Annotated in this window: 12 protein-coding genes and 3 pseudogenes; 2 read left to right on the top strand and 13 right to left on the bottom strand. The window is 72.4% G+C overall.

Going from position 1 to position 20,708, the window contains the following annotated elements; genetic code table 11:
• Positions 1 to 248: 248 nt before the first annotated feature.
• Together FLL47_RS04630 and FLL47_RS04625 are read left to right on the top strand one after the other, a co-directional pair.
• Complete coding sequence (locus tag FLL47_RS04630) at positions 249 to 1,301, top strand: hypothetical protein (protein WP_186315560.1); 1,053 nt, start codon at positions 249 to 251, stop codon at positions 1,299 to 1,301.
• Positions 1,302 to 1,348: 47 nt separating this feature from the next.
• A complete protein-coding gene (locus tag FLL47_RS04625) occupies positions 1,349 to 2,578 on the top strand; it encodes a phospholipase D-like domain-containing protein (RefSeq protein ID WP_144119158.1) in 1,230 nt (409 codons plus the stop codon).
• Positions 2,579 to 2,651: 73 nt separating this feature from the next.
• Here FLL47_RS04625 and FLL47_RS04620 read toward each other — a convergent pair whose 3' ends face one another.
• The 13 genes and pseudogenes from FLL47_RS04620 to FLL47_RS04570 form a co-directional block, all read right to left on the bottom strand.
• Positions 2,652 to 3,068 (bottom strand): SgcJ/EcaC family oxidoreductase, encoded by a 417-nt coding sequence (locus FLL47_RS04620; protein WP_222105957.1) that lies wholly within the window; start codon positions 3,066 to 3,068, stop codon positions 2,652 to 2,654.
• Between the two features lie 133 nt (positions 3,069 to 3,201).
• Positions 3,202 to 5,142: a phosphorylase family protein gene (locus FLL47_RS04615; RefSeq protein ID WP_186315559.1), complete on the bottom strand. Its 1,941-nt coding sequence runs from the start codon at positions 5,140 to 5,142 to the stop codon at positions 3,202 to 3,204.
• Positions 5,143 to 5,209: 67 nt separating this feature from the next.
• Positions 5,210 to 5,932 (bottom strand): NUDIX hydrolase, encoded by a 723-nt coding sequence (locus FLL47_RS04610; protein WP_144119156.1) that lies wholly within the window; start codon positions 5,930 to 5,932, stop codon positions 5,210 to 5,212.
• A gap of 73 nt (positions 5,933 to 6,005) precedes the next feature.
• Positions 6,006 to 12,245, bottom strand: a complete 6,240-nt coding sequence (locus tag FLL47_RS04605) for an RHS repeat-associated core domain-containing protein (protein WP_144119155.1) — start codon at positions 12,243 to 12,245, stop codon at positions 6,006 to 6,008.
• 234 nt (positions 12,246 to 12,479) lie between these two features.
• A complete protein-coding gene (locus FLL47_RS04600) occupies positions 12,480 to 13,091 on the bottom strand; it encodes a TetR/AcrR family transcriptional regulator (RefSeq protein ID WP_222105956.1) in 612 nt (203 codons plus the stop codon).
• 20 nt (positions 13,092 to 13,111) lie between these two features.
• On the bottom strand, positions 13,112 to 14,266 hold the full coding sequence (locus FLL47_RS04595) for an acyl-CoA dehydrogenase family protein (protein ID WP_186315558.1): 1,155 nt from the start codon (positions 14,264 to 14,266) through the stop codon (positions 13,112 to 13,114).
• Positions 14,263 to 14,562 carry an acyl-CoA carboxylase biotin carboxyl carrier protein subunit gene (locus tag FLL47_RS45115; protein WP_484051819.1) on the bottom strand — a complete coding sequence of 100 codons (300 nt, stop codon included), beginning with the start codon at positions 14,560 to 14,562 and terminating at the stop codon, positions 14,263 to 14,265. The genes FLL47_RS04595 and FLL47_RS45115 overlap by 4 nt, the downstream gene beginning before the upstream one ends.
• 12 nt (positions 14,563 to 14,574) lie before the next feature.
• Positions 14,575 to 14,844: pseudogene (locus FLL47_RS45355) on the bottom strand (acety-l/propionyl-CoA carboxylase subunit alpha); the annotation flags it as partial.
• 66 nt (positions 14,845 to 14,910) lie between these two features.
• A pseudogene (locus FLL47_RS45110) lies at positions 14,911 to 15,201 on the bottom strand (hypothetical protein); the annotation flags it as partial.
• A 48-nt stretch (positions 15,202 to 15,249) separates the two neighbouring features.
• Positions 15,250 to 16,383: pseudogene (locus FLL47_RS04585) on the bottom strand (ATP-binding protein); the annotation flags it as partial.
• A 4-nt stretch (positions 16,384 to 16,387) separates the two neighbouring features.
• The gene (locus tag FLL47_RS04580) at positions 16,388 to 17,983 is read right to left on the bottom strand and encodes an acyl-CoA carboxylase subunit beta (RefSeq protein WP_222105955.1); all 1,596 of its coding nucleotides are present in this window, start codon (positions 17,981 to 17,983) and stop codon (positions 16,388 to 16,390) included.
• A complete protein-coding gene (locus FLL47_RS04575; protein ID WP_144119151.1) occupies positions 17,980 to 19,776 on the bottom strand; it encodes an acyclic terpene utilization AtuA family protein in 1,797 nt (598 codons plus the stop codon). Before FLL47_RS04575 ends, FLL47_RS04580 begins: the two co-directional genes overlap by 4 nt.
• The gene (locus FLL47_RS04570; RefSeq protein ID WP_144119150.1) at positions 19,773 to 20,585 is read right to left on the bottom strand and encodes a TIGR03084 family metal-binding protein; all 813 of its coding nucleotides are present in this window, start codon (positions 20,583 to 20,585) and stop codon (positions 19,773 to 19,775) included. Before FLL47_RS04570 ends, FLL47_RS04575 begins: the two co-directional genes overlap by 4 nt.
• Positions 20,586 to 20,708: the final 123 nt, after the last annotated feature.

Below are 20,708 nucleotides of genomic sequence, written 5' to 3'. Positions count from 1 at the left end.
CATCGATGCCGCCGGTCGGCGTTCCCGCGCCGCGTCCGATGTAGACGACGGCCTATCTCGTCGAATCCGAGCCACGGATTTTCGACGAGATAGGCCGTCGTCGTGGAAAACGGTGTTTCGCCCTCCGGAACGATTGCGCTCGAGGCGTCGGGGTACGAAGCTGATCGAGCCCATGCGACGGAGCAGGACCGCACCGTCGCCGAGCCGCCGGCCACGGGTCGGCCACCGAACCACGGAGGACGCTGGCGATGAAGGTGACCGACCTGCGGTCGAGCCGGGCACTGCTCGGCGCGATCGTCGCCGGGCTGCTCATGACGGGGCTCATCGCGGTGAGCACCGCCTGGCTGTCCCGGCCGGACCTGCTGCCCGACGCCGGCTCCTCGTGGTACGTCTGGCAGCGGCCCGAACGCTCCACCATGATCATGGTCGGCGTCTGGGCGCTGTACGCCGTGCACCAGGTCGGCTTCTGGGCCCTGATCTGGTACGGCCAGCAGCGCGTGCGCAAGTACAGCGACCGGCTGCACCTGGTCAACGCCGCCGCGCTGGCGTTCAACCTCGTCTTCGTGCTGCTGCACTTCGGGCAGACCCAGCTGTGGTACGACGCACTGGCCCAGGACGTGTCGATCTGGTCGTCGCAGTTCTCCGTCATCATCCTGCTGGTCTGGGTGCTGCTCATGGAGAACGACCGGCGCGGGCTGTTCTTCGGCAAGACGGTCCCCACGCCCGGCGGCGGCGGCGTGCGCGCCTGGGCCCGCAAGTACCACGGCTACTACTTCGCCTGGGCCGCGGTGTACACGTTCTGGTACCACCCGATGGAGACCACGACCGGGCACCTGATCGGCTTCCTGTACATGTTCCTGATCCTCGTGCAGGGCAGCCTGTTCCTCACCCGGGCGCACGTCAACCGCTGGTGGACGGTGACGCTGGAGGTCATGGTGCTGTTCCACGGCGCGATCGTCGCCCTGAACAGCCCCAAGCAGCTGTGGTTCCAGTTCGGCTGGGGCTTCGCCACCATCTTCGTGATCACCCAGATGCACGGCCTGGGCCTGCCCCGGTGGACCAAGTGGGTGATCGGCCTCGCCTACGTGGGCTCGGCCGGCCTGGTGATCTCCCAACTCGGCACGCGCGCGCTGGGCCAGCTGCCCCGGGTGCCGGCCGCCGAGTACGCCGGGGTGTTCATCCTCGCCGCGATCTTCGCGCTCGGGCTGTGGATCGCCCGCCTGGCCGGGGCGCGCCGCATCCCGCAACAGGCCCCGGCGCCCGACGCGCCGGAGCGCAGCGACGATCAGGTCACCGTCTGATCCGGACCGGTTGACGCGCGCAACTTTCTTTCACAGCATCTACGTTCATGAAGCTTTTCTCATCGCCGGGCGGTACCCGGCGAGCGCTCGCCGCCGTCGCGGCGCTCGCCACGGCCGCCACCCTGCTGACCGCGGCACCGGCCGCGGCTGCGCTGCACAGCGCGTCCGCCACCATCGGCGGCCACCCGGTGTGGGCCCACTTCACCAACCCGACCGCGGGCCGCGACTACACGATCATCAACGAGCTGCAGCGGCTCATCGACGGCGCGCCTGCCGGGTCCACCGTCCGGGGCACGATCCACTCGCTGAGCATCGACTCCGTCGCCGACGCCCTGCTGCGGGCGCAGCAGCGCGGGGTGACCGTCATGGTCGTCGTGGACGGCAAGAACGCGCCCTCCACGGACCCCGCCGTCGCCACCGTGCGCCTGCTCACCAACCACAAGTTCTGCACCAACGCCAGCGGCGGCAACGGCTGCATCAGCACCAGCGCCGACGGCGACATGCACACCAAGATGTTCACCTTCACCGCGACCAAGGATCCGAACGGCACCGCGCGCAGCAACGTCACCTGGTTCGGCTCGGCCAACCTCACCTACGCCACCGGCACCGACGCCTTCAACAACACCATCACCGTGTACGGCGACGCGGCGCTCATGAACGGGCTCAACGCCAACTTCGCCGACATGTGGAACCGGCGGCACTACTCGGGCAACAACTACTACGATTCAGCCTCCGGACGCGGCTACTACCAGGCCACCGCCGCGGACGCGTACGCCTCACCGGAGGGCGCGGGCGAGACCGACACCATCGCGACCCGGCTGAACGACCTCACCCCGAACAGCAACTGCCGCCTGCGCATCGGCATGGCATCGGTCACCAGCGGACGGCCCAAGGTCGTCGACGTGGTCAAGGCGTACAGGGCAGGCGGCTGCAACGTCTGGATGGCCGTCGGCACCGACTCCGCGGGCGGGATCGCCATGACCCGGTCCGTCTACGACGACCTGCTCACCGCCGGGGTCGCCATCCGGCGCAAGGACGACATCCACAACAAGTTCTTCCTGGCGTACGGCAGCTACGGCGGCACCTACCAGTACCGCGTCTACACCGGCTCGCAGAACTGGACCCAGGACGCCCTCAACGAGAACGACGAGATCTTCGTGAAGATGGGACCGGAGACCGGCACCGCGCACCCGCTCTACGACGCCTACTACACACACTTCAACGAGGCCTACAACACCGGCGTCACCTGCACGAAGTCAAACTACCCCTGCCGCTGAGCACCTCGGGCCGGCCGCACGTTCGCCGCGGCCGGCCCGGTGCCCCGTGTTCCCGCTGCACCGGTCCATGCCGTCAGCCATGCGCGTCCGCGACGGACGTGTTCTGGTTGGCGACCAGCCGCCAGCCGCCGTCCTCCTTGGACATCACGTACATGGGCGTGCCCTCGCCCTGCTCGGTCATCAGCACCCCGTCCGGCGAGAAGTACCGCTGACGCACCTTGACCGCGGCCACGTCCGGCCGGATGAACAGCACGTGCACCACCTCGTACGAGGGCACGAGGCCAGCCATGGCACCGGGCAGCACCTGCGCGGTGAACGCGGCGATGGCGTCCCGGCCGATCAGCAGCCTGCCGCCGCCGGTGGTCCAGATGGCGTCCTCGCGGAACAGCGCCACGAACTCGTCGACGAGTTCGTGGCGCTGGGCGTGCTCGACGGCGGCGACCACCCGCGCCAGGGCGGCGGTTTCGGAGGCGATGTAAGTCATGCTCATGCTGAAAAGCCTGCTACCTCAATCATGGTTGAGGTCAATGGAAACGTGTCCCGGCCGACACCGGCCGGCCGCCGGGAAGCGGGTGACCGGCGCCCGATGTCTGCGCTGCGGGGGCCATCCCGGCGGCGTCGGCTCACGGTTTCAGCTCGGCCAGCGGGACCCATTCACCGGCGCGCGCGACGAACGCCCACACCGGAGCACCGGAGGGCGTCAGCTCGCCGTTGTCCTGCCACTGGAAGACCGTGCCGCTCGCCCGTCCGGATCCCCGGTGACGGTCGAGGTACCCCGACAGTGCCGCCCGGGTGCGGTGGCCCGCGGCGATGCCGTCGAGCAGGACCCGGGTGACGTCGTAGGCGACGTCGGATCCGGGGCCCGGCGCCGTCCCGAAACGGTCGCGGTAGGCCGCCCCGAACCCTTCTGCCGCCCGGCCCGGCGGGCCGCAGGTGCACAGCGCGATCGCGCCCTCGGCGGCCTGCGGCCCGGTCTCGGCGAACATCTCCGGGTCGTGGAGCAGGTCCGCGCCCACGAAGGCGCCCTGCCACCCCGCCCGGCGCAGGTCGGCATACAACCTGCGGCCTTCCCCGACGGCACCGGCGTAGAACAGCGCCGCGACGTCGGCGCGGGTCACCGCCGCGGTGAGCGGCACCGGGCCGCCGCTCTCGTCGTCGGCACGGCCGCGGCCGCTGAGCCTCGCGCCCAGCAGCTGGGCGACCTGCCCGGCGAGCTGCAGTCCGTACTCGGTGCCGTCGTCGACGACGAACACCCGGTCGGCCGCCAGGTCTGCCGCCAGGTAGTTCGTCGCGGCCGTGATCTGGCGCCGCTCGTGGGCCACCCCGCGATGGAAGACCGACCAGCCCCGCTCGCCGAGGTCGAACCGGTTCGCCCAAGGTGTGATCATCGGAAGGCCGGCCGGCTCGAACACGGGCGCGGCGACCTCGACGTCGTCCCCGAAGACGGGTCCGACCATCGCGACGACGGACGGATCCCGCACGGCACGTGCGGCGGCCTCGGCAGCCGATTCGCTGCCGGTGTCGAACTCGGCCAGCGTCATGGGGCAGTCGGGGTGTTCGCGGTTGTGGTCGAGCAGGGCCAGGGCCGCGCCGTCGGCCATGGGCGTGACCGGCTCGGCGTCACCGCCGGTGAGCGCGCCGAAGAAACCGACCTTGAGGTTGCAGGCAGGCGGAGCCTGTTCGCGGGCGGCGCTGGCGGCGAGCAGCGCCGCCGAGGCGATGAGCACGGCCGCGAGACCGGCCGGCCATCGGCCTGCGACCAGCCGGACCGGGGCCGACGGCGCGGTCGGCTGCGCCGCGACGGCCGAAGCCCCGACGCGTTCGGCGAGCGCGAGGGCGAACGCGGTGGCGTTGCCCGCGGCGCGCTGCTGCCAGCCGGAGGCGTCGGTGGCTCGTTTGTGGCCACCGGCCCGGTCGCTGATGCCGCGCACCATGAGCACGTCGTGGTATCCGATGCGGTGCATCGCCTCGGCCAGACCCGCGCTCTCCATGTCGATGGCGACGGCACCGCTGTAGTGCTCGGTGAGCAGGTGGGCGAGCGGCGAGTCGGTGGCGTCGAGCACGGCCTCGCCGGAGACGACGGGCTTGAACAGGACCCGCGGCCGGGCGTCGGCGGTCAGGCGGCCACGCCACTCGCCGCTCTGGGCGACCTGGCGGGCGAGCTGTTCGAGGCGGTGCGGCACGGGCCAGCCCATGGGTCGTGGCCGGAACCGGGCCGATTCGGACCGGCCCGGCTGGTAGGCGTGGATGCGGGTCGCCACGACGACGTCACCGAGGTCGGCGTCGGGGGCGAGCCCTCCGGCGACGCCGGTGAAGAGCAGAGCGCGGGGGTGGAAGCGGTCGACGGCGGCGGGAGCCAGCGCGGCGGCGGCCAGGTTGCCCTCGCCGAGCTGGGCGACCGCCACCGTGGTGGACCCGCCGCGGATGCGGCCCACGACGTAGCGGGTGCCGTTGGCGTCGGCGGCGTCACGGCCACCGGCGAGCTGCCGCACCACCGCATCGGATTCCAGGCTCAGCGCGGTGAGGATGACGACGTCCGCGCCGGGGGCGTTGCCTGAGTCCACCTGGTCCCCCGTTCCGCCGCCGGACACGCACCGGCCCGCGCGGTCGGGCGTCCCGGCGCGGCCCACTCTATCGGCGGTCGTCGCCGCCGTCCCCGGTGTGCGGACTGTCGATGCGGGTACGGAGCATCGCCGGGTAGAGCACCGTTCCTGGCCCGCGCTGGTACAGCGCCGGCGGGCGGCCGGTGGGCAGGCTGCGGCGCTGTCCGGTGGGGACGACGAAGCCCTCGGTCCGGTTCACCTTGCGCTCGAAGTTGCGCGGATCCAGCGGCCGGCCCCAGACCGCTTCGTACACCCGGCGCAGGTCGACGAGGGTGAACAGGTCGGCGCAGAAGGCCGTCGCCAGGGTGGTGGTCTCCAGCTTGCCGCGGGCGAGTTCGAGGCCGTCGGCGAGGATCGCGTCGTGGTCGTACGCGAGCCCGGCGGTGTCGGCGACGGGCTGCCAGCGCGCGGCCGTGGCGTCGCTGGCCGCCTGCGGTGTAGGCAGGTCGGGCGCGATTGCGAGATAGGCCACGGAGACGACCCGGCCGCTGGGGTCGCGGCCGGGGTCGCCGTAGGTGCCGATCTGCTCCAGGTGCAGCGCCGCGCTGCCGATGCCGGTCTCCTCATCGAGCTCGCGGCGGGCCGCGGCGAGCAGGTTCTCGTCGTCGCGTACGAACCCGCCGGGCAGCGCCCACCGCCCCCGGAAGGGTTCGTTGCCGCGTTCGACGAGCAGCACGTCGAGCCGGCGTGACCGGACGGTGAGGATCACGAGGTCCACTGTCACGCGCGCCGCCGCATGCGGTCGCAACACCCGGGTCACCTCGGCATCGTAGGCCGGTCCGTGCGCCCGCCGCAGCGGGTGGGCGCACGGGCCGGCAGGTGTCTCAGCAGCTGTAGTGAGACACTGACGGGCTGATCGAGAGGGTGAGACCCTCGACCACGCCTTCCCAGAAATGGGGCGCGAATTCGCAGCCCAGTCCCTGGCCGATGTCCCCGACGCCGGCCGCGTCACCGACGTAGGGCACCAGCCCTAGCACGTCCCAGGCGAGGTCGTCGGGGTTGTAGCTGGTCAGGTCCTCGACCTGCGCACGTAGTTCCGCGATCTCCGCGGCCTGCGCCGCTTCGGCTCGCGACGGCACGTACGGGCGGTTGACCATGCCCATGGCCGCCGAGGCAGCCATGGAGCCGGTCTCGAAGCGGATCGAGGCTTCGATCTGGGCACGGTCCTGGCCCGCGGCGAACCCGGCGTTGGCGATCCGCATGACCACGGGCCGGGTGTCGACGTTGACGAATTGGTACTTGTGGGCCATCTCCAGGGTCCACATCCGGTGCACGGCGAAGCTGATGATGGCGTTCTGCCGCCTGATGTAGGCGTCCTGGGCGGCCACGACCCGGCGCAGGCGGCTGATCTCGCGGCGTTGCGAGGCGACCACCCGTTCCAGGTACGCCACCCGTGACCGCAGTTGCACGATGATGGTGGCCTGCCGCCGGATCTCGGCCTCCAGGGCCGCGATGTAGGTGGCCATCCGCCGCATGACGTCCTGCTGCTGGCGGATGACGTCCTGCAGCTGCTCGATGTGGTTGCCGAGCACCCCCAGCTGCGCGACCAGTTCCCGGTTGTATCCCTTGAGCTGGTCGTTCTCCAGCTCGAGGCCCCACGTGTACGCCGAGTAGAGGCCGCTCGGGTCCGACCGGGCGGCCGGGTTGTCCATCGCGTAGGTGTAGGGATTGAGCGACTTCGGCTCGCCGGTGTCGTAGACCGGGTCGGGTGACAGGAACAGGGCCGTGGCGGTGTCGTAGTACCGCGCGTTGAGATAGGACAGTCCGGTCGTGGCGTCCTCGATCTGGCCGATGAACCCGCGGTCGCTCGCCGGCTCGCCGCTCCCGGCGCGCACCCGGCCGTAGGGCGTGTAGCTGCGGTCGGCGGTCGGCGTGCCACCTGCGGGCACGGTCAGTTCGACGGACCCGTCGACGTCGGTGACGACGTACTCCAGGGCGGCGGGGGTACGCGTGGCGACCAGCTTCCCGTCGAGGGCGTAGGGGCGCACCGCGGTCACGGCCGTGCCGGCGTTGTTCGCGGTGACCTCGTGGCCGAACAGGTAGAGGGTGCGGGATCCGTCAGGGGCGGTGCGCAGCAGCCGGTTGCCCGCGGAATCGTGGATGAAGGACGTCTGGCCGCCGGGTCCGGCGACGGACGCGAGCATGCCCTCGACGTTCCAGGAGAACGTCTCGGTGCCACCGGTGACGGCGCGGGTGCTGAGGTTGCCGTCGGCGTCCCAGGTGTGGACTCGGCCGCCGATCGCCGTCGGGGCGTGCGGCCGGGCCGCGCCGGCTGCCGGGTAGCTGTAGGTGGTGGTGGCGCCCTGCTCGGAGCGGCTGAGGATGCGCCCGTCGGGGCCGTAGCCGTACGTGTGGCGGTAGGCGCGGTCGCCGGTGCCGGGCGTGCCCGACTCGCAGGTGGCAGTGACCGGCACGGTGTGCGCGCCGGTGAGCCGGGCCCGGTCGTCGTAGCCGAAGCATTCCTGCCAGGACTGGCCCAGGTGCCTGGTGGCCTTGCGGGTCAGGTTGCCGGAGGCGTCGAAGACCAGGTCGTGATCGGCGACCACGCCGTCGGGCGTGCCTGATCCGGCGAGGTACGTCTCGGCGCCGTTGCGGCGCTGGTCGACGTCGTAGGTCCAGGCCTGGCCCAGCCACGTCGCCCCGCCCGGGCGCGGCCCGTAGCCCGCCTGGGCCGGGCGGCCCCGGTCGTCATAGGCCACGTTCCACACGTACTCGGCCAGGCCGCTGAGCCGGACCGGCAGACCGGCGGCGTCGTAGTGGGTGGTGACCGTCTCGGCTGCGAGTCCGCCGATCGCCGGATGGGTGACGGCGCGGACCCGGTCGGCCCGGTCGTAGGTCTGCGTGCTGGTGTAGGTGCCGCCCAGCCCGGCCAGGCCGGCCGGCACGGTGGCCCGCACGCCCAGCGCCCGGCCCCGCTGGTCGTAGCCGGTGGTCTCCGACGTCCAGGTGCCGGCGGTGGAGTAGGTGGTCTCGCGGTGCAGCCGGCCCTTGCCGCCGGTGGCCGTGTCGTAGGTCCACGAGGCGAGCAGCGCCCCGGTCGCCGTGCCGATCCGGCGTTCGGTGGGCCGCCCCAGCAGGTCGTACGCGGTGAAGATCTCGTTGCCGCGGGCGTCGCGCACGCTGGTCCGGCGTCCGGCGGTGTCGTAGCCGACGGTGCCGCTGCCGCGATCGGGGTCCTGCTGGCTGGTGCGCCACCCGGCGAGGTTGTAGCCGTAGTCGACCCGGCTGCCGGCGGGATCGGTGACCGACATCAGCCGGTCGGCCAGGTCGTAGCCGTAGGCGGTGGTGACCCAGCCGGTGCCGGCCCACTCGTCGACGCCCACGGTGCGCCCGTGCGCGTCGACCCGCTCGCGGACCTTCCGGCCGGTCGGGCCGGTCACGGTCACCGAGTCCACGCCGTACGCGGTGGTGGTGGTGTGTGCGAGCACGGTGCCGCGATACCAGTCGAGGCCGGTCTGGCGGCCCAGTTCGTCGTAGCGGTGCCGGTCGCGGTTGAGCCAGCCGGTGCCGCCGTCGACGAATGCGCCCGCGGTGCCGGTGAAGGCCTGCTCCACGGTCTGCTCGGCGAGCAGTCCGCGCTCGTCGTAGCGCGTCTCCGTGACCAGGATCCGGCCGGCCGCCGGTGAGGTGCTCTGCGTCTGGCGCGGGCGGCCGAGCCCGTCGGCGACGCTCCAGGTGTCCTGGAACGTGACCTGCGCGCCGCTGCGGGCGTCCGAGGTAAGCCGACGCGTTCGCACGCTGCGCTGGGTCATGTCGTAGGAGAACCGCCAGGACGGCTCCTCGACGCTGCTCAGCGGCTCGGTGGGCTGCCACACCGCGGTCAGCCGCCCGAAGGCGTCGTAGCTGTAGCTGGTCAGGTCGCCGTCGGCGTCGGTGTTCGCGGCGGCGACGCCGAACTCCGGCAGCCAGGTCGTGGTGTCGACGTGGCCGAGCGCGTTGGTGACCGTGGTGCGGATCGGCGCCTGGTTGGCCGGAGCCCCGGCGGTGACCCCGTACACGGTGGTGGTCTGCCCGCCACCCGCGTCGGTCACCTTCACCGGGCGGCCGAAGTTGTCGTACTCGGTGCGCGTCTCGCTCCAGCGGGTCGCGTCGAGCTGGGTGCGCTGCCGGGTCGGCAGCCCCTTCACCGGCGCCGCGCCGAGGGTGTCCATGTCGTCGTAGTAGGTCTCGGTGCGGTGCAGGACCTGGGTCGACGTGCAGCCGCCGGCGACCGTCCGGTTGACCGACACCAGGTTGCGCATCGTCCCGGTGCCGTTGCCGGCGTAGCCGGTCAGGGTGCAGCGTTCGTCGCCGGTCGTGTCGAGCCAGCCCTCCTCCAGCGTCGACACCGGCTGCCGGTTCACGCCGTAGGTCGTGTGGCTGCGGCGCTCCTTGAAGGCGCTGGTCGTGACGTAGACCCGCTCAAGGGTCGTCGCGACACCGGCCCAGATCGGCGCGTAGAGGAATCCGTCGTAGACCTCACCGGTCGGCGGCGCGGACAGGGTGTAGGTGTGGCGCCTGGTCTGCAGGACCGCGTCCGCGACGCCGTCGAGCGTGCCGAGCTGGCGCTCCTCCATCGTCCGCCCGGCCAGCGGGTAGACGTCGTCGAACGAGCCGGTGCCGTCCAGATGGGTCAGCCGCACCTGCCGGCCCGGACGCGGGATCAGGTCGCCGCTGCCGGGGACCTCGACCAGTTCCCAGTCCTCGTGCAGGCCGCGATACAGCTTGAGCTGGGTCCTGGAAGTGCCCTTGGCGACGGTGAGCTGGCCGTAGCCCGCCCAGCGCGACCAGCCGACCTCGTCGTCGTCCCGGGCGAAGGAGCTGGTGTCGAATCCCCAGCCGGGATCGCCCTGGTAGGTGTAGGTGGTGCGCACCGGCGGCCCGGCCACCGGGCCGGTGCCGGACCGCTCCACGACCGCCATGACGAGATACTTGTGGAAGATCCCGGTCTCGCTGAAGACGTCGCCGCGTACGCGCTGGGGGAAGCAGTCGCGCACGTTGCGGTCCCAGCGTGCGGGCCGGTATGCCGGGTCGCAGAACCGGTTCACGTTGTACGCCACGTCGATGGTGCCGCCCAGCGGCGTGGTGACGCGGTTGACCCGGCGGTGGCGCATCGCCACCGGGATGTTGGAGCCGTGGTCGGCCCGGTTGTCCAGCACCTGGTGCCCGAACTCGGTCGGCGGAAGCGCGGCCAGCTGTCCGAACGCGACACCGGCGTGCTGGATCTTCTCCAGCTGCAGCTTCGCGGCCGCGCCGAGCTGGTCGTCACCGAAGCTGTGGATCAGGTTGTGCTGCGCCACCAGCTTCCAGGCCGCGCCGACCTTGACCTCCGTACGCACGTGGGAGTAGCGCCGGCCGCTGAAGAACGACGGCGCGTGCACCGCGCAGGTGGCGCTCTGCGTGCAGATCAGGTCGTTGGGCACGTCGCGGAACCACGCCCCGTTGCCCCTGTCGGCGTCACCGCATCGCTCGTCGAGCAGGATGCACCGCGACTGGATCCCGAACGTGACCCGGGCCGAGTACGTGTTCGCGTCCCAGTCGCGGCCGCCGTAGGTGATCTCCTTGAGCAGGGCCGCCCGGTGGTAGAGCATGTTCGCGCCCAGGCCCCGCAGCGCCGAGTACCAGTTCTCCTCGCGCTCGTACAGCAGCGCCTGCACGTTGCCCCGCGGGTCGACGACCCGGTCCAGGTACCACCGCCAGCCCTGCTCGCACGCGCCGACGACGTCACCGGCGCCACGGCACGGCTCCCCGCTGCCGTCGGCGATCACCGGCACGCTCAGCAGCGAGTTCGTCCTGCGCCCGGGCATGTGCCCGTAGCCGAACAGATACTGTGTGCCGTCCGGGCCGGTCACCGTCCAGTACTGCGTGCCGTGGGTGTTGGTGTACATCGCGCCGCTCTGCCGGGTGATCGTCCAGTCCGGATCGCTCTGCACCCTCCACTGCGTGCGGTCGGCGTTGGTCGGGATCAGCGGGCCCGTGACCCCGCCCAGTGAGATGGTCGCGTTGTCGGACTTCCAGCACAGGTCGGCGGTGTGCAGCGGCGCCTCGTAGCACGGGGTGTAGGCGCGCTCGATGTACGCGTTCGCGAAATCGGACCAGCCGAGCCCGGCCGGACCGGCCTGGGTGTTGCCGGCCAGGGTGAGGCCGTCGACGACGCCCGAGGAGTAGTTCAGCGACACCGCCGGGGCGTCGCCCGCGCCCGCCGCCGGGACCGTGATCGGGTAGGCGTAGGTGAACGCGCCCGACCCGGGTGCGACCTGCCAGCTGCCCGCCCGCGGCAGCGGCGACGCGGCGAAGGTGCCGGTCGGGCCACCCGGGTCGCTGGAGACCGCGAACGTCACCGACCGCGAGTCGAGATCCGCGGGTGTGCCGGCGGCCGGCGTGACGCCGCGTACCGCCGGGGCGCGTTCGGCCGCCCACCGCGTCCCGGCGGCCGCGACGCCCAGATCGGCGACATCGACGGCGAGCCGTTTGGCCTGCAGGTCGTTGCGCGTCGGCAGCGACCGTCCGCGCACCGCGCACCCTGCGGGCGGCGCCGCCGAGACGGCGCAGTCGGGCAGCTCGACGATGGTGAGCCGGTCGGCGTACCCGGCGCCGTAGGCATCGGCGAAGGCGGCGTAGTCGACGGTCAGCGTGACGGGAGCGGCTTTCGGCTGCGGCCGTGCCGCCCCGCCGATGGTGAACACGAATCCGGATACGCCGACGCGACGTGCGGTCTGCTGGTCGTGAACCTGGACGGTCAGCGCGGGCTCCGTCGCGGCGCCGGGGGCGCCCACCCGCACCGGCCGTGCCGTGCCGTCCGGCGCGACCGCGGCCCGCTCTGCGGGGCCGGTCGACCATGTCGCGGCCGCCGGGAAGGTCGCCTTCGCCGCCGGGACCGGCACGCTCCTGGCCGGCGGCGCGTTCGTGGACCCCGTCCACGGAACCGCCCCGCTGCGGGCTCCCCTGGACGTCGCGCCGAGTGCCTGCACCCAGCCCGGCGGCCTTTCCTCGCCGGCTGCCGCCGGCACGGGCGGCGTCAGCACCACGGCAGCCGCCACCAGGCTCGCGACGACTCGCGCCGCACCTGTCCGTCTCGCGTTCACGAACATCACCTCCGACTTTATGTCCAATGAACATAAAGCCTAGAGATCAATGTGATGGATGTCCATGCATGCTGATCAGTGCGAGCAGAACCAGGGCGTCACGGTCGGGCGGGGCAGCCGACTCCGGAGGTCGGCAGCATGCAACGGGTGCCGCGCATTCCGGCGCCCTTCGGCAAAACCGGAAGTGTCCGGGCGATCCTGACAGATGGTGCCCGGCCGACTCCGGCCAGACGTTCAGGAGGTCGGCGGCAGGACCGTGTCGAGGGTGGCGGCCCACTGGCGCAGCACCCGGGCCCGGCGGGCCGTGTCGTCGTGCAGCAGCTCGCCCAGGCCCAGGCCGCGCGCCAGGTCCAAAGTCGCCTGGACCGTCTCGCGCGCGCCCGGTGTCTGCTCGTCGACGCGCAGCAGCTCCACCGCCATGCCGTGCGCGGTGCGCCCGAGCGCCGCCTCCAGCGGGCGCACCTGGGCCCGCAGCGACTCGTCGACCGCGGCCGCGGTCCACACGTGCAGCGCCGCCCGGAACAGCGGCCCGCGGTAGAGGCCCACCAGCACGACCAGCACCTGCTCGGTGCGCCGCGGTCCGCTGCGCAACCCGGCGACAGCCGCCTCGATCTCGGCCGCACGCACCTCGGACATGTGCTCGATCAACCCGGTGACCAGGTCTTCCCGGGTCGGGAAGTGGTGCTGGGCCGCGCCGCGCGAGACCCCGGCGCGCTCGGCGACGACGGCGACCGTCGTGCCCGACCACCCCAGTTCGGCCATGCACTGCACCGAGGCTTCCAGCAGCCGCCGGCGGGTGGCACGGCTGCGGTCCTGGCGCGGTTCACGTACGGGGGCGGTCGGCACGGCGATCACGCTACCCGGGCTCAGTAGGACCTGGGCAGGCCCAGGCTGTGCTGGGCGACGAAGTTGAGGATCATCTCCCGGCTGACCGGGGCGATCCGCCCGAGCCGCGACGCGACGAGCAGCGTGGCCAGCCCGTACTCGGTGGCCAGCCCGTTGCCGCCGTGGGTCTGGATGGCCTGGTCGACCGTCTTCACGGTGGCCTCCCCCGCGGCGTACTTGGCCATGTTCGCCGCTTCGCCGGCGGCCTGGTCGTCGCCGCTGTCGTAGAGGTACGCCGCCTCGCGGGTCATCAGCCGGGCCAGTTCGACCTCGATGTGGCAGGCCGCGAGCGGGTGGCTGATGGCCTGGTGCGCGCCGATCGGCGGCCCCCACACGGTGCGGGTCTTGGCGTACCCGACGGCCCGCGCCAGCGCGTACCGGGCCATGCCGAGGGCGAACGCCGAGGCCATGATGCGTTCCGGGTTGAGCCCGGCGAACAGCTGCAGCAGCCCCGCGTCGGCGCTGCCGACCAGGGCGTCGTCCGGCAGCCGCACCTCGTCCAGGAACAGGTTGTACTGCTTCTCCGGCGCGACCAGCTCCGTCGGGATGTGCGTGGCGGTGAAACCTGGCGCGTCCGTCGGCACGACGAACAGCACCGGCTTGAGCCGACCCGTGCGCTCGTCGGCGGTACGCCCCACGACCAGCACCGCCTCGGCCTCGTCGATACCGGAGATGTAGGTCTTGCGGCCGGACAGCAGCCAGCCGTCGCCGTCACGGGTCGCGGTGGTGGTGAGCTTGTGCGAGTTGGATCCGGCATCGGGTTCGGTGATCGCGAACGCGAAGATCCTCGTCCCGTCGGCCAGGCCCGGCAGCCAGCGCTGCTTCTGCGCATCGGTGCCGAAACGGGAGATCACCGTGGCACAGATCGCCGGGGAGACGACCATCATCAGCAGCGGACAGCCCGCCGCGCCGAGCTCCTCGCAGACCGCGGCCAGGTCGCCGATGCCACCACCACCGCCGCCGTACTCCTCGGGCACGTGCACGCCCAGGTAGCCGAGCCGCCCCGCCTCCTGCCACAGCTCGGTGGTCTTCTCCCCCGCCCGGGTGCAGCGCAGGTAGTAGTCGTGGCCGTACTTGCCGGCCAGATCGGACACGGCGCGGCGCAGGGCCTGGCGCTCGTCGCTCTCAAGAATCACGGGTGGGCCTCCGGGTCGGCGGGGGTGACGACGGCGAGCACCGCACCGACCTCGACCTGCCGGCCGATGGCCACGGGCAGGCTGGTCACGGTGCCGTCGGTCGGTGCGGTGATCTCGTGCTGCATCTTCATGGCCTCCAGCCACAGCAGCGGCTGGCCGGCGCTGACCTGGTCGCCCTCGGCGACCGCGAGCCGGATGACGGCCCCGGGCAGCGGCGCGAGCAGCGAACCGCTCGCGACCTGGACATCGGCCTCCGGGAAGCGCTCGACCGGCCGCAGGCTGACCGGCCCGAGCACCGAGTCGACACAGACCACATCCGGGTACGCCGCGACGGCGAACACGTGGCGCACGTTGCCGCGGCCCAGCTCGACCCGGGTCGCCGTGACCTCGCCGACGACGAGATCCGGCTCCCCTTCGACCTGCATCCCGTCCCGGGTACGCCGGTAGCCGACGTCGATCCGACCGGCCGGTCCCTGGTAGGCACGGGTCTGCGGCGCAGCGGCGACATTGCGCCAGCCGCCCGGCAGTCCGGTCACGACGGTCGCACCCGCCCGCTCGGCGGCCGACGCGGCCAGCGCGGCGGCGATCGCCGACAGCCGCTGCGCGTCCTCGTCGGCCAGCGGCCGCGCGAGCATGTCGAGCCCGTGCTGCTCGAAGAACGCCGTATTGATCCGCCCGGCCAGAAACGCCGGATGCCGCAACACGTTGACGAGCAGATCCCGGTTGGTCACCAGCCCATGGATCCTCGCCTGCGCCAGCGCCGCCACGAGTGCCCGCGCGGCCTGCGCCCGCGTCGGCGCCCACACGATCACCTTCGCCAGCATCGGGTCGTAGTGCGCCGCGACCACGTCCCCACCCGTGAACCCACTGTCGAGCCGCACCACGACGCCACCTGCCGCGCCGTGGCCCTGCAGTTTCGGGGGAAGGGGGGGGATCTACCCCGCCCTTGGCGGACGTTGCCCCGAACAGGCCCCCCACCCCGACCCGGACCCGGACGCGGGTGCGGGTGCGGGCGTGGAGGTGGGAGTCGGCCAGGGTGGGGGTGTGCCGAACTCGGTGGTGGCGGCGGGGAGGGTGAAGGTGTGGAGGGTGCCGGTTTGGGGGCGCCAGGTGTGGGCGGGGTCCTCGGCGTAGAGGCGGACCTCGATGGCGTGGCCGTGGACGGGGGGTGGGGTGAGCGGGAGCGCGAGGCCTTCGGCGATGTCGAGTTGGAGGGCGACCAGGTCGAGGCCGGTGACGAGTTCGGTGACGGGGTGTTCGACCTGTAGGCGGGTGTTCATCTCCAGGAAGTGGAACGATCCGTCCTCGGCGGCCAGGAACTCGACGGTGCCCGCGCCGCGGTAGGAGATCGCGGCCGCCGCGGCGGTGGCCGCGGCGTGCAGACGTTCCCGCATCGCCGGGTCGACCATCGGCGAAGGGGCCTCCTCGACCACCTTCTGATGGCGGCGCTGGATGGAGCACTCGCGCTCGCCCAGCGCCCAGATCGTGCCGTGCACGTCGCCCATGACCTGGACCTCGATGTGCCGCCCGGTGGCCAGGTAGGGCTCGCAGAACACCGTCGGGTCGCCGAACGCGGCGGCGGCCTCGACACGGGCGGCCTCGACCTGGTCGGCCAGCTCGGCGAGAGTCCGCACGACGCGCATGCCGCGGCCACCGCCGCCCGCCGACGCCTTGACCAGCACCGGCAGCTCGGCCTCGGTGATCGCAGCCGGGTCGAGTTCGGGCAGCACCGGCACGCCCGCGGCGGCCATCAGCTTCTTTGACGCGATCTTCGAGCCCATCGCGTCGATGGCGTCCGGCGACGGCCCGACCCAGGTCAGCCCGGCGTCGATGACCGCCTGGGCGAACGCCGCGTTCTCGGACAGGAAGCCGTAGCCGGGGTGCACCGCATCTGCGCCGGCCGCGAGCGCGGCCTCGATGACGAGGTCGGCCCGCAGGTAGGTGTCGGCGGCGGTGACGCCGGGCAGGCGTACCGCGATGTCGGCTTCTCGGGTGTGCAGGGCGCGGGCGTCGGCGTCGGAGTGCACGGCGACGGTGGTGATGCCGCGTTCGCGGCAGGTGCGGAAGACGCGGCGGGCGATCTCGCCCCGGTTGGCGACCAGCAGTCGGGAGATCATCTCGTCACATCCGGAAGACGCCGTAGGGACCCGGGCCGGGGTCGGGTGCCGATTGGACCGCGGACAGGCACATGCCGAGCACGGTGCGCGTGTCGCGCGGGTCGATGACGCCGTCGTCGTAGCCGAGCCCGGACAGGACCATCGGCAGCGACTCGGCCTCGATCTGGTTCTCGACCATGGTGCGTACGACCACGTCCGCGTCCTCGTCGTAGGGCCGACCCGCGGCGGCCGCGGACTGCCGTGCCACGATCGACAGCACCCCGGCCAGCTGCGCGCCGCCCATCACGGCGGACTTCGCCGAGGGCCACGCGAACAGGAAGCGGGGGTCGTACGCGCGCCCGCACATGCCGTAGTGCCCGGCGCCGTAGGACGCGCCGATGAGCACGGAGATGTGCGGCACGGTGCTGTTGGACACCGCGTTGATCATCATCGCGCCGTGTTTGATGATGCCGCCCTGCTCGTAGTCCTTGCCGACCATGTAGCCGGTGGTGTTGTGCAGGAACAGCAGCGGCGTGCGGGTCTGGTTGGCGAGCTGGATGAACTGCGTCGCCTTCTGCGACTCCGCGCTGAACAGCACGCCGCGCGCGTTGGCCAGGATGCCCACGGGAAACCCGTGCACGCTCGCCCAGCCGGTGGCCAGGCTCGCACCGTACTCGGGTTTGAACTCCTCGAAGCGCGAACCGTCGACCACCCGGGCGATCACCTCCCGCGGGTCGAACGGGGTACGCAGGTCCGGCGGCACGATGCCGAGCAGCTCCTCGGCGTCGAACAACGGCTCGTCGGCGGCCGACGTCGGGGCCGCGCCGAGCTTGCGCCAGCGCAGCGACGCGACGATGCGCCGGCCCATGCCGATGGCCTGCACCTCGTCGTCGGCCAGGTGGTCGGCCAGGCCGGAGACCCGGGCGTGCATGGCCGCGCCGCCCAGGGACTCCTCGTCGGCATCCTCGCCGGTGGCCATCTTGACCAGCGGCGGCCCGGCCAGGAACACCTGCGACCGCTCCTTGATCATCACGACGTGGTCGCTCATGCCCGGCACGTACGCCCCGCCCGCGGTGGAGTTGCCGAACACCAGCGTCACCGTCGGTATGCCCGCCGCGGACAGCCGGGTCAGGTCGCGGAACAGCCGCCCGCCGGGGATGAAGATGTCCTTCTGGCTCTGCAGGTCCGCGCCGCCCGACTCGACCAGGTTCACCAGCGGCAGCCGGTTCTCCCGCGCGATGTCCATCGCGCGCAGGGTCTTGCGCAGGGTGTACGGATTGGACGCGCCACCGCGCACCGTCGGATCATTGGCGATGATCATGCATTCGGTGTTCTCGACGACCCCGATCGCGGTGACCACGCTCGCCCCGACCGGATAGTCGGTGCCGTACGCGGCCAGCGCCGACAGCTCCAGCAGCGGCGAGTCCCGGTCCACCAGCAGTTCGATGCGCTCGCGCGGCAGCAGCTTGCCCCGGTCGTGGTGCCGCTTGACGTACTTCGGCCCACCTCCGCCCAGCGCCTTGTGGTGCTCGGCGTCGAGCGCGGTGAGTTTGTCCAGCAGCGCGCCGCGGTTGCCCGCGTACGCGGCCGCGCCGGTGTCCAGGGTGGATCGCAGGATCACAGCAGCTCCTCCGGGATGTCGACATGCCGCGAGCGCAGCCACTCGCCCAGGCCCTTGCCCTGCGGGTCGAACCGGGTGCCCGCGGAGACGCCGTCGCCGAGCAGCCCGTCGACGACGAAGTTCAGCGCCCGCAGGTTCGGCAGCACATGCCGGGCGACCGGCAGCCCCGCCGCCTCGGGCAGCAGCTTCACCAGCGTGTCGACGGTGAGCGTCGCCGCCAGCCAGGCGTAGGCCGCGTCGCCGCGCGCCCAGACGCCGATGTTGGCGCTGCCGCCCTTGTCCCCACTGCGCGCCCCGACGACCAACCCCAGCGGCCCTCGTCGCGCCGGCCCGCTCCCGGTCCACGGCGGTACCGCCGTCCGGGCTCCCTGACCTGCGTCACCTGGGCCCGCCGGGCCTGGCACGGCTCCGACCCGCGCCGGGGTGTCGTGCGCGGCACGGCCGGTCGTGCCGAAGGGCTCGATGGCCTGCTCGGTGCCGTCGGGCAGGACCACCAGGTGCGGGACCAGTTCGGCCGGGACGGCCGCCGAGGTGAACACGCCGAACGGGGTCGCCTCGCCGGGTGGGGCGAGCAGCGTGAAACCGGGGTAGCTGGACAGTGCCAGCTCGACGGCGGCCCCGCTGAAGGCGCGCCCGGCCACGGCGGAGTCGGTGTCCTTGACGGTGGCGTGCAGCAGCGCGCTCGCCTCCTCCTGCCCGTCCGCGTCGGGGTGGTCGGTGCGGGCGAGCCGCCACACCAGCTCCGTCGGGGGGCGCTTCAGCGACGCTTCGAGCTGCGCACGGGCCAGCGCGGCCTTCGCTTCGACGTCGAGTCCGGTGATCAGGAACGTCACGTCGTTGCGGAACCCGCCGAGCGAGTTCAGGCCGACCTTCAGCGTCGGCGGCGGCGCTTCGCCGCGCACACCGGTGATCCGCACCCGGTCGGGACCGTCGTCGGCCAGCACGATCGTGTCGAGGCGGGTGGTGACGTCGGGTCCCAGGTAGCGCGGGCCGTCCACTTCGTACAGCAGCTGCGCGGTGACCGTGCCGGTGGTGACGACGCCGCCGGTACCGGGGTGTTTGGTGATGACGCTGCTGCCGTCGGCGTGCACCTCGGCGATCGGGAACCCGGGCAGGCCGATGCGGTGCTCGGTGAAGAACGCGTAGTTGCCGCCGGTGGCCTGTGCGCCGCACTCGATCACGTGCCCGGCGGCCACGGCCCCGGCGAGGGCGTCGAAGTCGTCGCGCGCCCACCCGAAGTGCGCCGCGGCCGGGCCGACGACCAGCGACGCGTCGGTGACCCGGCCGGTGACCACGATGTCGGCCCCCTGCCGCAGGGCGTGCGCGATGCCCCACGCGCCGAGGTAGGCGTTGGCGGCCAGCGGCGCGCCGAGCCCCAGCTCGTCGGCGCGGCCGAGCAGGTCGTCGCCGGTGACGTGGGCGATGCGCGGGCTCAGGCCGAGCCGCCCGGCCAGCGTGCCGACCGCCTGGGCGAGTCCGGCCGGGTTGAGCCCGCCGGCGTTGGTGACGACGGTTACGCCGCGGTCCAGGACCGTGCCGAGGCACTGCTCCAGCTGCCGCAGGAACGTCTTGGCGTAGCCGGTGGCCGGGTCCTTCATCCGGTCGCGGGCGAGGATGAGCATGGTCAGCTCGGCGAGGTAGTCGCCGGTGAGCACGTCGATCGGGCCGCCTTCGAGCATCTCCCGCATCGCCGACGCCCGGTCGCCGTAGAACCCGGAGATGTTCGCGATCCGCAACGGCCCGCTCGCGCGCGCTCCGGTCGGGGAGTGCGACGACACGGTTCGCTCGCTCATGCGACGCCCTCCGCGGTGAACCGGCCGGGAGCGCGGCCGGTGCCGGGCGGTCCGGCGAAGGCCTGGGCGACGTCGAGCCAGCGGTCGGCGTCGGGCCCCTCGGCGCGTACGGCGAGGTCGGCGCGGTGCCGCCGCTGGGTGACCAGGAGGCAGAAGTCGAGCGCGGGGCCGGTGACGCGTTGCGCGGCGTCGTCGGGTCCCCAGGTCCACTCGTCACCGTCGGGACCGGTGAGCCGGACGTGGAACGGTGCGCTGGGCGCGTCGAGGCCGTGGGCGGCGAAGGCGAAGTCGCGGGCGCGTACGCCGATGTGGGCGACGTGGCGCAGCCGCCCGGTGGGCGGCCGGGTGACCCCGAAGGTGTCGGCCAGGTCCTGGCCGTGGGCCCAGGTCTCCATGATGCGTGCGGTGGCCATGGAGGCGGCGCTCATCGGCGGGCCGTACCAGGGCAGCCGGGTGCCGGGCGGAACGGCCGCGAGCGCGGCCCGCAGCTTGGCACGGGTCTCCCGCCAGCGGCCGAGCAGTTGTCCGGGTGGGAGCACGGCGAGCTGTTCGGCTCCGGCGTCGACGAAGCGCAGCGGGTCTGGTGAGTTCGCGATCTCCTGCAGTGCCTCGCCGAAAGCGTCGGGGTCGGCGGCGGCGAGCAGCGAGCGTTCGTCGGTCCACAGCAGATGCGCGATCTGGTGGGCGACGGTCCAGCCGGCGGCTGGAGTGGGCGCCGTCCACCGGTCCGGTGCCAGGTCGGCGACGAGCCGGTCGGCGTCGGCGCTCTCGGCGTCGAGATCGGCCAGCAGCGCCTCGAGTTCGGCCATCAGGGGTGCTCCCTCCAGTCCGCTCCACCCTTCCTCCGGGCCATAAAAAAGTCAAGCGTGCTTGATTTATTCTGCGCTATCCCACTTCTCGCGAGCGTTTAACAACTACACAGTTGTACAACT

This window comes from Catellatospora sichuanensis (genome assembly GCF_007483665.1).
GTDB lineage: Bacteria > Actinomycetota > Actinomycetes > Mycobacteriales > Micromonosporaceae > Catellatospora > Catellatospora sichuanensis.
This window is presented reverse-complemented; position numbering and strand designations above follow the sequence as displayed.

Excerpts from the sequence above, each read along its gene's own strand:
- FLL47_RS04575 (WP_144119151.1), bottom strand. The coding sequence starts at position 19,776 with ATGAGCGAGCGAACCGTGTCGTCGCACTCCCCGACCGGAGCGCGCGCG.
- FLL47_RS04625 (WP_144119158.1), top strand. The coding sequence starts at position 1,349 with ATGAAGCTTTTCTCATCGCCGGGCGGTACCCGGCGAGCGCTCGCCGCC.
- FLL47_RS04630 (WP_186315560.1), top strand. The coding sequence starts at position 249 with ATGAAGGTGACCGACCTGCGGTCGAGCCGGGCACTGCTCGGCGCGATC.
- FLL47_RS04570 (WP_144119150.1), bottom strand. The coding sequence starts at position 20,585 with ATGGCCGAACTCGAGGCGCTGCTGGCCGATCTCGACGCCGAGAGCGCC.
- FLL47_RS04620 (WP_222105957.1), bottom strand. The coding sequence starts at position 3,068 with ATGAGCATGACTTACATCGCCTCCGAAACCGCCGCCCTGGCGCGGGTG.